Annotated in this window: 13 protein-coding genes; 10 read left to right on the top strand and 3 right to left on the bottom strand. The window is 63.8% G+C overall.

The window, feature by feature from the left end:
* The first annotated feature begins 66 nt into the window (after nt 1-66).
* On the top strand, nt 67-915 hold the full coding sequence (locus tag AWB80_RS28930; RefSeq protein WP_061178105.1) for an alpha/beta fold hydrolase: 849 nt from the start codon (nt 67-69) through the stop codon (nt 913-915).
* A gap of 6 nt (nt 916-921) precedes the next feature.
* Here the strand turns inward: AWB80_RS28930 and AWB80_RS28925 are convergent, their stop codons facing one another.
* Together AWB80_RS28925 and AWB80_RS28920 are read right to left on the bottom strand one after the other, a co-directional pair.
* Nucleotides 922-1,716 carry a DUF899 domain-containing protein gene (locus AWB80_RS28925; RefSeq protein WP_061178104.1) on the bottom strand — a complete coding sequence of 265 codons (795 nt, stop codon included), beginning with the start codon at nt 1,714-1,716 and terminating at the stop codon, nt 922-924.
* A gap of 87 nt (nt 1,717-1,803) precedes the next feature.
* Nucleotides 1,804-2,313, bottom strand: a complete 510-nt coding sequence (locus AWB80_RS28920; protein WP_061178130.1) for a DUF6622 family protein — start codon at nt 2,311-2,313, stop codon at nt 1,804-1,806.
* A gap of 258 nt (nt 2,314-2,571) precedes the next feature.
* Here AWB80_RS28920 and panS point away from each other — a divergent pair, with 258 nt between their 5' ends.
* Entirely contained in the window at nt 2,572-3,531 is a 960-nt protein-coding gene (gene panS, locus AWB80_RS28915; protein WP_061178129.1) for a ketopantoate/pantoate/pantothenate transporter PanS, read from the top strand.
* 41 nt (nt 3,532-3,572) lie between these two features.
* Here panS and AWB80_RS28910 read toward each other — a convergent pair whose 3' ends face one another.
* Nucleotides 3,573-4,148 (bottom strand): thioredoxin family protein, encoded by a 576-nt coding sequence (locus AWB80_RS28910; protein WP_061178103.1) that lies wholly within the window; start codon nt 4,146-4,148, stop codon nt 3,573-3,575.
* 200 nt (nt 4,149-4,348) lie between these two features.
* Between AWB80_RS28910 and AWB80_RS28905 the strand changes: the two genes are divergently transcribed.
* The 8 genes from AWB80_RS28905 to AWB80_RS28870 all read left to right on the top strand — a co-directional run bounded on the left by AWB80_RS28905 (nt 4,349) and on the right by AWB80_RS28870 (nt 14,702).
* On the top strand, nt 4,349-6,091 hold the full coding sequence (locus tag AWB80_RS28905; RefSeq protein WP_061178102.1) for a cytochrome c biogenesis protein DipZ: 1,743 nt from the start codon (nt 4,349-4,351) through the stop codon (nt 6,089-6,091).
* A gap of 384 nt (nt 6,092-6,475) precedes the next feature.
* Nucleotides 6,476-7,762, top strand: a complete 1,287-nt coding sequence (locus AWB80_RS28900; protein ID WP_061178101.1) for a quaternary amine ABC transporter ATP-binding protein — start codon at nt 6,476-6,478, stop codon at nt 7,760-7,762.
* Nucleotides 7,759-8,649, top strand: coding sequence for an ABC transporter permease (locus AWB80_RS28895; protein ID WP_061178100.1), 891 nt, complete (start codon nt 7,759-7,761; stop codon nt 8,647-8,649). Before AWB80_RS28900 ends, AWB80_RS28895 begins: the two co-directional genes overlap by 4 nt.
* A 56-nt stretch (nt 8,650-8,705) precedes the next feature.
* Nucleotides 8,706-9,587: a glycine betaine ABC transporter substrate-binding protein gene (locus AWB80_RS28890; protein WP_061178099.1), complete on the top strand. Its 882-nt coding sequence runs from the start codon at nt 8,706-8,708 to the stop codon at nt 9,585-9,587.
* 33 nt (nt 9,588-9,620) lie between these two features.
* Entirely contained in the window at nt 9,621-10,916 is a 1,296-nt protein-coding gene (gene glyA, locus AWB80_RS28885; RefSeq protein ID WP_061178098.1) for a serine hydroxymethyltransferase, read from the top strand.
* Between the two features lie 48 nt (nt 10,917-10,964).
* Nucleotides 10,965-11,852 (top strand): dihydrodipicolinate synthase family protein, encoded by an 888-nt coding sequence (locus AWB80_RS28880; protein ID WP_061178097.1) that lies wholly within the window; start codon nt 10,965-10,967, stop codon nt 11,850-11,852.
* Nucleotides 11,853-11,859: 7 nt separating this feature from the next.
* Nucleotides 11,860-13,191: an NAD(P)/FAD-dependent oxidoreductase gene (locus tag AWB80_RS28875; protein WP_061178096.1), complete on the top strand. Its 1,332-nt coding sequence runs from the start codon at nt 11,860-11,862 to the stop codon at nt 13,189-13,191.
* A 17-nt stretch (nt 13,192-13,208) separates the two neighbouring features.
* Entirely contained in the window at nt 13,209-14,702 is a 1,494-nt protein-coding gene (locus tag AWB80_RS28870; RefSeq protein WP_061178095.1) for an aldehyde dehydrogenase, read from the top strand.
* The last annotated feature ends 15 nt before the right edge of the window (nt 14,703-14,717 follow it).

The following is a 14,717-nucleotide window of genomic DNA, read 5'->3' as shown; positions in this document are numbered from 1 at the left end:
TAAGAGAGCGCGGCGCGATGGTCAAGTGCGGCGTATCCTCATCATTCGCCATTCAAGGGATACGCCATGAGTGAAACGAAACATGCATTGCCGCTCGATCACGATTTCGATTTCGAAGGTCAACCGGTGCGCTTCGGCGTGATCGGCGAAGGCGCGCCGCTCGTGCTGGTGCACGGAACGCCATTTTCATCGCAGGTATGGCGGCGCATCGCACCGGTCGTCGCGCGGTCGAGGCGCGTGCATTACTTCGATCTGCTGGGCTACGGAGAATCGGCCATGCGCGAGGGACAGGACGTGTCGCTCGGCGTGCAGAATCGCCTGCTCGCGGCGCTGATCGGCCACTGGAGCCGCGACTGGAACGGCGCGCCGCCCGACGTGCTCGCACATGACTTCGGCGGCGCGACATCGCTCAGGGCGGCGCTGCTGAACGGCTGCGCCTATCGTTCGCTGATGCTCGTCGATCCGGTCGCCGTCGCGCCCTGGGGTTCGCCGTTCGTGCGTCATGTGCGACAGCACGAAGCCGCGTTCGCGGGCGTGCCGCCATACATGCATCAGGCGATGCTCGATGCGTATCTGCAAGGCGCGGCGCATCGGCGCCTGGCGGAAGACACGCTGCGCATCTACACGCGGCCGTGGACGGGCGAGCAGGGGCAGGCGGCGTTCTATCGGCAGATCGCGCAGATGGATCAGCGTTATACAGATGAGGTGCAATCGCGCTACGGCGAACTGACGTGTCCCGTGTCGATTCTCTGGGGCGAGGATGACGAATGGATACCGGTCGAACGCGGCGTCGAACTGGCGTCGCTGATTCCGGGCGCGCGCTTCACGCGTGTGCCCGGATCGGGGCATCTGATGCAGGAGGACGCGCCCGAAGCGATCGTCGGCGAATGGCTGACGTTCATGCATCAGCGATGACCGGCCTCACAATTTCTTTTTCGCGCTTTCTTCCCGGAACGCCGCTTCGCCGGCGGTGGAGATCTCGACCCATTTCTTGTCGGGCGGCGCGTCGGCCACGTAGCTGTCGTGCCAGTTCCACCATTTGTACGTGGGCGTCTGCGGATAGCCTTCAGGCGAGTCTTCCCAAAGCTCCTGCCGGCCGAGCGGCGTGATGTCGAGATAGTTCCACGTATTGCCCATCTGCTCGTCGCCGCGATTGTTGAGGAAGTATGTGCGGAACACGCGGTCGCCGTCGCGGAAGAACACGTTCGTGCCGTGCCATTCGTCCACGCCGAAGTCGGTATCGAAGCTGTCCGTCAGCGTGAACCACGGAATGTCCCATCCCATGCGCGCCTTCAGACGGGCGAGGTCCTCCTGCGGCCCGCGCGATACGAACACGAGCGTCGTGTCGCGCGCGTTGAGGTGCGCGACATGCGCGACCTGATCGGCGACCATCGAGCAGCCACGGCATGCATGCTCGGGCCAGCCGAACACGCCGGGTTCGTAGAACGCGCGATAGACGATCAGTTGACGCCTGCCGTCGAAGAGGTCGAGCAAGCCGATCTTGCCGTCAGGGCCTTCGAATTGATAGTCCGTCTTCACGGCCATCCACGGCATGCGGCGGCGCTCGGCGGCGAGCGCGTCGCGTGCGCGGCTGTGAGCCTTTTCCTTCACGAGCAACGCATCGCGCGCCGCTTCCCATTCGTCTTTCGATACGACTGCCGGTGTACGCATTTCACTCTGCGCGCCCGTCGTTCCCTTTTCGTCTGATGCTGTCATGGCCTTCAACCTCCGCGTTGTTTGCCGTGAATCAGTCTGCACCTGAAAATGGACCGACGGGAGTAACAAGTGTGACGGCATTCCGGTTCACGCCCAGGACGCACGCAGCGTGTGCAGCGTCTTCCACCAGGTGAAGAAGCGTCCGGCGAACATGCCCGCGACGATGCCGGACACGGCCGCATCGATTGTCACGTACATTGCGAGCGCCGACAGATTCGTCACCGTCGCCAGCTCGAAGCCGAGCCAGAACTTCGCGATGAACGTGGCGGCGATCAGCACCAGCGGCAGGAACGAGCCCGGCAGCATCACGGTGCGCGCGATCGGATCGACGATGAAGCGTGTGCGGGTCGCCGTATAGACGCCGCCCGCGATGCCCGCGCCCATCCCGATGATCCATGCGGCAACCGCGTCCCAGCCTGCGAGCGGCGCCGAAACCAGGTGTGCAATGCCCATGCCCGCGAAAATCAGCGGGATGATCGCGAGTTTCGACAACGGCGTGGTGCTGGCCTGCGTCGCCTTGAATCCGCGATAGGCCAGAAACGCGAGCAGCAGCCAGACCCAGCTCGGCGTGCCTTGGATGATGGCGATCGGCGTCATGATCATCTCCTTCGAATCGGTTGTTTGACGCGCATGATGCCGCCGCAAAGTTAGCTGCGAATGAGTCGCGAAGCCGGGCAGAAGTTAAGCGATTCCAGAATACCAGCCGCGCGCCGGGTAAAATGCCGCGCCTGCCCGCCATTTGGCCGAACGCGTGCGTGACCCGCGCGCGCCGGCATCGCGGACCGGCATGCGCCCCACGAAGGCATGTTTTCGCTGAAACACACGACACGCTACGACTTTCGAGGATCGCCTTTCATGCTTGCCCGCATCACCCGCCTGTTCCCGCTCTGGGCCGTGCTGGTTTCCATCGCCGCCTACGCCGCGCCTTCATCCGTGACAGGCATCGCGCCGCACGTCACGACGCTTCTGACGATCATCATGCTGTCGATGGGCGTCACGCTTTCCATCGACGACTTCAGGCGTGTCTTCACGCGCCCCGCGCCCGTGGTCGCGGGCATCGTCCTGCATTACCTCGTGATGCCGCTCGCCGCATGGGTCATCGCGAAGGCGTTGCGCATGCCGCCCGATCTGACCGCCGGCATGGTGCTCGTCGGCAGCGTCGCGAGCGGCACGGCGTCGAACGTGATGATCTATCTCGCGCGCGGCGACGTCGCGTTGTCCGTGACGATCAGTGCGCTGTCGACGCTCGTCGGCGTGTTCGCGACGCCGCTGCTCACGCGTCTTTATGTCGATGCGTCGATCGTCGTCGACGTGCACGGCATGCTGATGAGCATCGTGCAGATCGTCGCGCTGCCGATCGTCATCGGCCTGGTCGTGAATCATCTGTTCGGCAAGCTCGTGCGCAAGATCGAATGGGCGCTGCCGCTCGTGTCGATGGTGTCGATCCTGCTGATCATCGCGGCAGTGGTCGGCGGCACGCAGAAGAGCATCGCATCGGTGGGCCTAGTCGTTGCGGTGGGCGTGGTGCTGCATAACGGCATCGGGCTGCTGGGCGGCTATTGGGGCGGCCGTCTGCTCGGCTTCGATGAAGCCGTCTGCCGCACGCTCGCGATCGAAGTCGGCATGCAGAACTCGGGGCTCGCGGCGACGCTCGGCAAGCTGTATTTCACGCCGATAGCAGCGTTGCCCGGCGCGCTGTTCTCGGTCTGGCACAACCTGTCGGGATCGATGCTCGCGGGCTATTGGGCGGGTCGCCCGGCGAAGGGCTCGACACGCGATACGGACGCGCAAGGCGTCATCGCGCGGCAGGGATAAATCGCAAAGCAAAGCGCGCCACTCGTGGCGCGCTTCTCAATTCAGCCCTGTTTCCCGCTCAATCCGAGCAGCCCGCGAATCACTTCTTCGGTCTGCGCATATTGCCCTTCGCCGAAGTGCGTGTAGACGATCTTGCCGTTCTGATCGATCAGATAGAGCGCGGGCCAATACTGGTTGTTGTACGCGTTCCACGTTGCGTATCGATTGTCCTGCGCGACCGGATATTCGATTCCATGTTTCGCGATCGCTTTCTTCAGATTGCCGGTATCGCGCTCGAACGTGTACTCGGGCGTATGCACGCCAACCACGACGAGCCCCTTGTCGCGATACCGCGCATACAGGTCCTTCACGTGCGGCAGCGTATGCACGCAGTTGATGCAATCGAAGGTCCAGAAATCCACCAGCACGACCTTGCCGCGCAACTGCTTGAGATCGAGCGGCGCGCTATTGAACCAGTTGTCGATGCCGGCGAAGTCGGGCGCCTGTGCGCCGCTCTGCTGCGTCGCTGTCACGCCGGCCGCGGCGCCCGTCGAAGAGAAGGCGGTAAGTGCGGCGACGGCGCCGAGCGCGGCGACCATTGCAGTGGCGACGGCCGCGATCTTGAGACGATCGAACATGACGGGTTCTCCTTTCGGTTTGACATTGGAGCGTATTGAAACGCGCTGATGTATCGCGCGCGTGTCCCGTTTGTATCGCCATGTATCTGGCCACGCGGGCGATACACGACGTTGCACGGCACATCGTTTCCGACATTTCCGCGATACATGAAGGCGCTGAAATACGTGACATCAACCGCTCTTCAAGGAAGACCGATCTCATGTCACTCATCGTCATTGCCTTTCTCGGCGGCGTGTTCACCGTGCTGAGTCCCTGCATCCTGCCGGTCGTGCCGTTCGTGTTCGCGCGCTCGGACCGGCCTTTCCTCACGGACCGTCTGCCGTTGCTCGCCGGACTCGCGGGCACGTTCGCGCTCCTGACGGGCATCGGCGTCGTGGGTCTCGCGGGGGCCGCGCAACTGAGCCAGTACGGCCGCTGGATCGCGCTCGCGACGCTCGCGGTGTTCGGCGCGGCGCTGCTGTTTCCAGCGGTGGCCGCGCGGCTCACGCGTCCGCTGTCGTCGCTCGCGGACCGCATCGTCGCGCGTTCAGAGACGCAGGGCGCAACGCGCCGCATCGCTTCGTCGACGCTGCTGGGCGCGGCGACGGGCCTTCTGTGGGCGCCGTGCGCGGGCCCGATCCTCGGCGTGATCCTCACGGGCGCGGCGCTGCATGGCGCGAGCTGGCACACGGCGGCGGCGCTTCTCGCCTATGCCACGGGCGCGGCGAGTTCGCTCGCGGTGGCGTCGAGCCTCGGCCGGCGCGCGCTCGACCGGCTCAAGCGTTCGCTCGGCGTGGGCGAGCATCTGCGCCGCGCGATGGGCGTGCTCGTGCTGATGACCGTGGCCGCCATCGCGACGGGTCTCGATACGCGTCTGCTCGCGCTCATTCCCGGCGCACCGACGAACGGCATCGAAAGCAGGCTCGTCGGCGTGCTGAAGGCGAAGCAGCCTCAGCAGCGAGTGCCCATCATGCGTGTCTCGTTGCCTGCCGCGCTGCCGGTGCAAGGCAGGCTGCCGTCGCTCGATGGCGCAACCACATGGCTCAACTCCGCGCCGCTGTCCACGGATGAATTGCGCGGCAAGGTCGTGGTGGTCAACTTCTGGACGTATTCGTGCATCAACTGCCTGCGCACCTTGCCGTATCTCAGGACATGGGCGCAGCGTTACCGCGATGACGGGCTCGTCGTGATCGGCGTGCATACGCCCGAGTTCGGCTTCGAGCGCGATACCGGCAACGTGAAGCGCGCGCTCGCGAATCTGCATATCGGCTATCCGGTCGCGATCGATAACGACTACGGCATCTGGCGCGCATTCGGCAACCAGTACTGGCCGGCGTTCTATATCGTCGATGCGCAAGGGCGCGTGCGTTTTCATCACTTCGGCGAAGGCGGATATCGCGAGGCGGAGGACGCGATTCGCCAGTTGCTCGCCGATAACGGCAAGACGAACGCCGCGCGCGATGCGCAAGCGGTGCAGGGCAGCGGCGCGCAGGCAGCGGCCGATGAGGTCAACATCGGCTCGGGCGAAACCTACGTGGGCTATCGGCAGGCGCAAGGGTTCGCGTCGCCGCAGCGCGTGATGCACGATGCCGTCGAAAGCTACACGTTGCCGACGCAACTCGCGCTCAACGACTGGGCGCTCACGGGGAAGTGGAACGTCGGCGGGGAAGCGGCTGTGTCGGCTGCATCGCAGGCGCGCATCGCGTATCGCTTTCACGCGCGCGATCTGCATCTGGTGCTCGCGCCTTCGGCCGACGGCAAGCCGGTGCGCTTTCGCGTGACGATCGACGGCGCCGCGCCGGGCGCATCGCACGGCGCCGATGTTGCAGCCGATGGCAGCGGCGTCGTGACGAGCGCGCGTCTGTATCAGCTCGTGCGACAGACGGATGCCGTGGTGGATCGCACCTTCGAGATCGAGTTTCTCGATCCGGGCGCGCAGGCATATAGCTTCACTTTCGGCTGATCCGCTTGCCGATTCGATGTATTCGACGCCGCGTTTTCATGCGCGGCGTCGGCGTGTTTACCACATAAAAAGTTATCCAACCGGCTCCATCTAGGGGCATTCCCTAGCGTCCTTTCCGTAAGCTCGCGTGACAAATGCCATTCGCGCGCCAGCCCCTCGCCCGCAAAGCCTTGCCAGTCATACCGCTCCCGCGATAACGCAGCGATGCGCCATTGTTAAGCATCGGCTGCACCGCGCGCTTGCATTACCAGAAGTATCGGAAAGTGCTCAGAAAATGTCGGTGGGTGATCGAAATTGGACATGTACGCTTCATTCAACGCTACGAACGCCGGGAAGTTCCGGCAGCGACAAATCCCTTTTCGAACTTGCCAGGTGAATGCCCCGATGATTCCCAACCTGACTCTCGCACCGAACGACGTCACGAATCCGGCTTCCTCGCAGTCTGGAACCGTATCGCCGTCGCGCTCGGTCGCGGTGTCCCAGACCGAGATTCTCACGGTCAGGAACCTTTCGAAGATCTTCGGCGCCAAGCCGGAGCGCGCACAGGAGCTTTTGAACCAGGGCCTCGGCCGCAACGAAATCTTCGCGCAGACCGGCAACATGGTCGCCGTCGACGATGTCAGCCTGGCCGTCAACGCCGGCGAGATCTTCGTCATCATGGGCCTGTCCGGCTCCGGCAAATCCACGCTCGTGCGTCTGCTCAACCGCCTGATCGAGCCGACCTCCGGTCAGGTGATCCTCGAAGGCCGCGACATCGCGCCGATGAGCATGCCCGAGTTGCGCGCCGTGCGCCGCGAAAAAATGGCGATGGTGTTCCAGTCGTTCGCGTTGCTGCCGAATCGCTCCGTCATCGACAACATTGCCTATGGCCTCGAAGTCGCGGGCAAGAAGAAGGCTGATCGATATGAAGTGGCGCGCGCCGCCTTGACGCGCGTCGGCCTCGCTTCGTACGAGAAGCTGTTGCCGAGCGAACTGTCGGGCGGCATGCAGCAGCGCGTGGGCCTGGCTCGCGCGCTGGCGGTCAATCCTTCGGTGCTGCTGATGGACGAAGCGTTCTCCGCGCTCGATCCGCTGATCCGCTTCGAGATGCAGAACGAATTGCTGCGGCTGCAGAAGGAAGAGCAGCGCACGATCGTTTTCATTTCGCACGATATCGAGGAAGCGGTGAAGATCGGCGGGCGCATCGGCATCATGAAGGACGGCCGCCTGATCCAGGTCGGCACGCCGTCCGAACTCATCCAGTCTCCGGCCGATGACTACGTGCGCGACTTTTTCCGCAATGTCGATGTCTCGCGCTTCCTCGAAGCATCGAGCCTGATGACGAAGGTCGAGCGCGGTCTCATCGCGTGCAATACGAGCGCGCCGTCCGAGCGCTATCTGAACAGCCTGATCGACAGCGGCGCCGAATGCGGCTACGTCTGCGATGAAGCGGGCCGCTATCAGGGCTGCGTGACGCCCGCATCGCTGCACAAGAGCGGCAGCCGGCCGATCAGCGATGCGCTGCTGCGCGACGTCGCGGCGGTTCCGCTCACGGCCGATCTGCATCAGCTCGCGGCCATCGCACTCGGTCAGGAACACGACGTCCCGGTCACGGATGAACAAGGCAGACTCGCGGGTGTGGTGTCTTGCCGCACGATTCTCAAGCAGGTCATGGAGCGGAGAGCAGCATGAATTCATCGATCTTTGGAAAGTTCGCGGAAGACGCGGTCAACTTTCTTTTCTCGCATTTTCGCGGCGGTTTCGACGCCTTCTCGGCCGCGCTCGGCGCGGTCATCAAGGTGCTCGAAGACGGCCTGGGCGCGGTGCCGTTCATCGCGATGCTCGTGCTTCTGATGGCGCTCGCGCTGTGGAGAAAGGGTGTGGTGTTCGCGGTGTTCGTCGGCGCGGCGCTCTGGGTGATCAACTACATGGGCCTGTGGGCGCAGACGGTTTCGACACTCGCGCTCGTCGTCGCGGCGACCTTCTTCAGTCTCGTGATCGGCGTGCCGCTCGGCATCTGGGGCGCGCGCAACCGGCGTGTGGAAGTGGTGCTGCGCTCGCTGCTCGACTTCATGCAGACCATGCCCGCCTTCGTGTATCTGATTCCGGCGGTCATTCTGTTCGGTCTGGGCCGCGTGCCCGCGGTGATCGCCACGATCGTGTTCGCGATGCCGCCGGTGGTGCGCCTGACGACGCTCGGCATCCGGCAAGTGCGTGAGGAATTGCTCGAAGCGGGCCGCTCGTTCGGCAGCACGGATGCGCAACTGCTCTGGAAGATTCAACTGCCCAATGCATTGCCTTCGATCATGGCAGGCGTGAACCAGACCATCATGATGGCGCTGTCGATGGTGGTGGTCGCTTCGATGATCGGCGCGGGCGGGCTCGGCGAATACGTGCTGAGCGGCATTCAGCGGCTCGATATCGGCATCGGTTTCGAAGGCGGACTCGGCGTGGTGCTGCTCGCGATCATCCTCGATCGCCTGACGGAGAGTTTCGGCGTGAAGTCGAAGAAGGCAAAGAAGAAGGTCGTGTCCACGCCGGTCAAGCCGGCCGCGCCGGGCAAGGCCGCGCAAACCTGATACAGAAACATCATCGCAAGCCACCCAATACTGAATCGTCAGATACGGAGTACGAAATGAAAAACAGCTTCATCAAATCATTGATAGTCAAGATAGTGACGCCGGCCATCGTGGCGTTCGGGGTCGGCGCGAGTCCGGCGATGTCCGCCGAGCCGCTCAAGATCGCGGTCACGAACTGGGCCGATGTGCTCGCGGTCGCCAATGTCGCGAAGTACGTGCTCGAAACCAAGCTTCAGCAGCCGGTGCAGTTCGTTCAGGCGGATATCGGCATCCAGTATCAGGGCGTGTCGCGCGGCGATCTGGACATCATGGTCGGCGGCTGGCTGCCGGTGACGCACGGTCAGTATGTCGCGCGCTACAAGGACACGCTCGACGACGTCGGCATCATCTACACGGGCGGCAAGAACGGCTGGGCGGTGCCAGCGTATGTGCCCGAGTCGCAGCTTTCGTCGATCGAAGACCTGAAGAAACCGGAAGTGCAGAAGCAGCTCAACGGCGTGATCCAGGGCATCGAGCCGGGCGGCGGTCTCATGCAGGCGTCGGAGAAGACCATCAAGGCCTACGACCTGTCGGGTTACAAGCTGCAGTCGTCGAGCGAGGCCGGCATGCTCGCGTCGGTTCAGCGCGCATACGGTTCGAAGCAGTGGATCGTCGCGACGGTGTGGAGCCCGCACTGGCTGTTCCAGAAGTGGCAGATGCGCTATCTGAAGGACCCGAAGGGCACGCTCGGCGGGGAAGAGCAGGTTCACGCGTTCGCATCGAAACAGTTCGCGAAGAAGTTCCCGCGCGCGGATGTCTTCTTCAAGCATCTCAAGCTGACGCTCGCGGATGTCGAAGCCATCGAGTTCGAAGGCAATTCGACCAACGACTACGCCACGGCCGCGAAGAAGTTCGTCGACGCGCATCCGGACAAGGTCAAGGCGTGGCTCGAACAGTAAGGCTGTAGTGCACGACACTTCGGAGTATTTCCCGTGAACGAGTATTCGCGCTTCTTTGGCGAAAGCCTGCAGAGCCACGATCCCGTGATCGCATCGGAGATCGCGTTGGAGTTGCGCCGTCAGCAAACGCAGATCGAACTGATTGCATCCGAAAATATCGTGTCGTCGGCGGTGATGGAAGCGCAGGGCACCGTGCTGACGAACAAGTACGCCGAAGGCTATCCGTCAAAGCGTTACTACGGCGGCTGCGAACATGTAGATCGCATCGAGGCGCTGGCGATCGACCGCGTAAAGGCGCTGTTCGACGCCGAGTTCGCCAACGTGCAGCCGCATTCGGGTGCGCAGGCGAACGGCGCGGTGATGCTCGCACTGCTCAGGCCCGGCGACACCGTGATGGGCATGTCGCTCGATGCGGGCGGCCATCTCACGCACGGTGCGCGTCCGGCGCTGTCGGGCAAATGGTTCAACGCGGTGCAGTACGGCGTGAACCCGGACACGCTGCGCATCGATTACGACGAAGTCCGGCGGCTCGCAGAGCAGCATCGCCCGAAGCTGATCATCGCGGGATATTCCGCGTATCCGCGTGCCCTCGATTTCGCAGCGTTCCGCGACATCGCGGACAGCGTCGGCGCGCTGTTGATGGTGGACATGGCGCATATCGCGGGCATCGTCGCGGCGGGGCGGCATCAGAATCCGGTGCCGTTCGCCGACGTCGTCACATCCACGACGCACAAGACGCTGCGCGGCCCGCGCGGCGGTTTCATCCTCACCAACAACGGCGAGATCGCCAGAAAGATCGATTCGGCGGTGTTTCCGGGTCTGCAAGGCGGTCCGCTGATGCATGTGATCGCCGGCAAGGCGGTCGCGTTCGGCGAAGCGCTGCGACCCGAGTTCAGCGCGTATATCGATCGCGTGCTGCGCAACGCACAGGCCTTGGGCAAGGTGCTGCAAGCCGGCGGCCTGAGCCTCGTGACGGGCGGCACGGACAACCATCTGCTGCTCGTCGATCTGCGCGGCAAGCGTCTCACCGGCATGCAGGCGGAGAAGGCGCTGGAACGCGCGGGCATCACATGCAACAAGAACGGCATTCCGTTCGATACCGAAAGCCCGATGGTGACCTCGGGCATCCGTCTCGGCACGCCCGCCGCGACCACGCGCGGCTTCGGTGCCGCGCAGTTCGAACAGGTCGGCGAAATGATTCTCGACGTACTGGCCGCGCTCGAACGCGAACCGAATGGCGATGCGCACGTGGAGCGCGCGGTGCGCGCCCGCGTGCGCGATCTGTGCAGCACCTTTCCGATCTATTCACATGCGGAAGCGCTCATCTGACGCGCGTCCCGCACGATCACACACGATCCATTCATTAGAGAGACTGACATGAGCTTCGAAGGCGTACATACTCCGCTCGTCACCCCGTTCAAGGCCGACGCCGAAATCGATCACGACCTGCTCGGCAAGCACGCCGCCAGTCTCGTCGGCCGCGTCTCGGGCCTGGGCGTGGGCGGCACCACCGGCGAATACTACGCGCTCAGTTTCGAAGAGCGCGTGAAGACGTTCGACACGGTGGCATCCGCGGTCGGCGGCAAGACGTATCTCACGGCAGGCATCAACGCGACCACGACGAAGGAAGTGCTGCTTCTGGGTAAGGAAGCGAAGCGCGCGGGTTATAACGCGTTGCTGGTCGCCGCGCCTTACTACGTGCAGCCGACGCAGGAAGAACTGCTCGACCATCTTTTGAAGGTCGATGACGCGCTCGACATGCCGGTCATGCTCTACAACTTCCCGGCGCGCACCGGCACGGCGATCGGCGATGAAGTCCTCGACAAGCTGCTCGAACGCCCCAACTTCGCGGCGATGAAAGAGAGCACGGGCGACATCGCGCATCTGCATCATCTCGCGACGCATCTGCCGGACCGCTTCTTGTTGAGCTGCGGCATGGACGATCAGGCGCTCGAATTCTTCGCATGGGGCGTGCGAAGCTGGGTCGCGGGCGCGTCGAACTTCCTGCCCGAAGCGCATACCGATCTGCTCGAAGCATGTGTGAAACGCGGCGACTTCGTCACGGGCCGCAAGCTGATGACGCAGCTCCTGCCGGTGCTCGAACTGTTGGAGCGCAGCGGCAAATTCATCCAGTACGTGCGTTACGGATGCGAACTCGCCGGCACGCGCGTGGGCAACGCGCGCGCGCCGCTCGGCACGCTCAACGACGACGAGCGCAGCGCTTTCGCCAAGATCGTTCAACCCCTGCTGCGCAACGCTCAGTAAAACCTGCATGGCCTCGAAACTGGACTTCATGCGGTTTCCCGCACCCGATGGCGTCAATGGCTGGTGGGAGAGCCTGCCGCCCGCCGCGCCCGCGAAGGGCGTGACGGATGAGCAGCGCTTCGACTTCGTGGTGGTCGGCGGCGGCATCACGGGCTTGTGCGCGGCGCGGCGGCTCGCAGAGCTTGCGCCCGATGCATCGATCGCGCTCGTCGAGGCCGATCGCATCGGGCGTTCGACGGCGGGCCGCAACTCGGGCTTTTTCGTGGATTTGCCGCATGACATCAGCAGCGAGAGTTATTCGCGCAGTGTCGAGGCCGACAAGGCCGACGTGCGGCTGCAACGGCATGGCATCGACTATGTGCGCAGCACCGTCAAGACATATGGCATCGATTGCGACTGGCGCGACGACGGGAAGTATCACGCGTCGGTGAACAAGAAGGGGCACGCGGCGCTGACGCACTTCGCGGACGGACTCGCGCGCATCGGCGAAGCCTGCGAATGGCTCGACGAAAACGCGATCGCGAAAGTGACGGGCACGCGCTTCTATCAGAGCGCGCTTTTCACGCCGGGATGCAGCACGGTCCAGCCGGCGGCGCTCATGCGCGGTCTCGCGGCCACGCAGCCGTCGAACGTGACGGTGTTCGAAATGAGCGCCGTGAAGGGCATGGAAACGCGCGGCCAGACCAAGCTCTTGAGCTTCGCGAACGGCACGATCGAAGCGCAGCGCGTCGTGCTGTGCACCAACGCGTATGCGGCGACCTTCGGCGGCCATCCGAACGGCCTGCTGCCGGTCTATACCTTCGCGTCGATGTCGCGCGTGATGAGCGATGAAGAAATCGCGCGGCTCGGCGGCACGAACTCATGGGCGCTGATTCCCGCCGACCCGATGGGCACCACCGTGCGCCGTCTCGCGACGAACCGTATCTGCGTGCGCAACCATTTCGCGTTCCGGCCGAACCTCTCGGTATCGGAAGGCGATCTCGCCAAAGCGAAGCACCTGCATCAGCGCTCGTTCGATCGCCGCTTCCCGATGTTGAAGGATGTCGAATTGCAATACACGTGGGGCGGCGCGCTGTGCCTGTCGGCGAACAATGGCGCGCTCTTCGGGCAACGCGACGACGGCGTGTACGAGGCGGTCGGCTGCAACGGGCTGGGCCTGAGCCGTGGCTCGGCGGCGGGCAAGCTGATCGCGGAACACGCGCTCGGGCAATCGAACGATCTGATCAATCAACTCCTGCAACAGCCGCATCCGCGCTCGCTGCCGATCCGGCCGATCGCGGACGTCGCGGTATCCGCGGCGATCTGGGTGAAGGAATTCTCGGCGGGCGCCGAACTTTGAATCTGTGAGGACATGACATGACGACGCATCAGGAATGGCAACGCATGGCGGACAACCTGTCGCTGGACGGCCGCGCATTCATCGCGGGGCAACGCTGCAACGCAGCTTCGAACGAGACGTTCGGCACGCGCAATCCGTCGACAGGCAAGGTGCTCGCGGAAATCGCGAAGTGCGACGCCAAGGACATCGATCGCGCGGTCGTCGCGGCGCGTGATGCGTTCGAATCGGGCGTGTGGTCGAAGGCCGCACCGTCGCAACGAAAGGCAGTCCTGCTGCGCCTCGCGCAACTCATCGACGACAACGCGGACGAACTCGCGCTGCTCGAAGCGCTCGAAGCAGGCAAGCCGATCAGCGAATGCATGGGGCTCGATATCCCCGAATCGGCGGCGTGCATCCGCTGGCACGCCGAGGTCACGGACAAGCGTTACGACGCGCTGTCGCCCTCGGGTTCGAGCGTCGTGAGCATGATCACGCGCGAGCCGATCGGCGTCGTCGGCGCGGTGCTGCCGTGGAATTTCCCGGCGCTGATGCTGGCGTGGAAGATCGGACCGGCGCTGTCGGTGGGCAATAGCGTCATCGTCAAGCCGGCGGAGCAGACGTCGCTGTCGACGTTGCGGATCGCCGATCTCGCGATTGAAGCGGGCGTGCCGCCCGGCGTGTTCAGCGTCGTGACCGGCTTCGGCGAAAGCGCGGGGCAGGCGCTCGGCACGCATGCGGATGTCGATCTCGTCGCGTTCACGGGCTCGACCGAAACCGGCAAGCGTTTCCTGCGCTATTCCGCCGATACCAACCTGAAGCGCGTCGTGCTCGAATGCGGCGGCAAGAATCCGCAGGTCGTGCTGCCCGACGTCGCCAATCTCGATGCCGTCGCCGAACAGGCCGTCGCCGCCGCGTTCTGGAACATGGGCGAGAACTGCAGCGCGGGCTCGCGCATCCTGGTGCATGCGAGCCACAAGGATGAACTGCTGAAGAAGATGCTGGCCGTGCTCGAAGGCTGGAAAACCGGCGATCCGCTCGACCCCGATGTCAAGCTCGGCTCGCTCATCGAGGAAGCGCACTACCGCAAGGTGCTCGGTCATATCGAGAAGGCGAAGGCGGAAGGCGCGCGGGTCGTCTGCGGCGGCAATGCGACGCTCACGGAAACGGGCGGCTGGTTCGTCGAGCCGACCATCTTCGACAATGTCACGCCGGAGATGAGCATCGCGCGCGACGAGGTCTTCGGCCCGGTCGTGTGCTTTATCGAATATGCTGACGTCGACGAGGCCGTGCGAATCGCCAACGATACGTGCTACGGACTCGCGGCATCGCTGTGGACCGATAACGTAAATCAGGCGCACAAGATCGCGGCGCGCATCCGCGCTGGCACCGTGACCGTGAACTGCTTCGGCGAGGGCGACCTTTCGACGCCTTTCGGCGGCTTCAAGCAGTCCGGCTTCGGCGGACGCGACAAGTCGGTCTACGCGCACGATCAATACTGCGAGCTGAAGACCACCTGGCTGAAGCTCGACTGAACACTGGACGAGGCA

The organism is Caballeronia pedi (genome assembly GCF_001544915.2).
Taxonomy (GTDB): domain Bacteria; phylum Pseudomonadota; class Gammaproteobacteria; order Burkholderiales; family Burkholderiaceae; genus Caballeronia; species Caballeronia pedi.
This window is presented reverse-complemented; position numbering and strand designations above follow the sequence as displayed.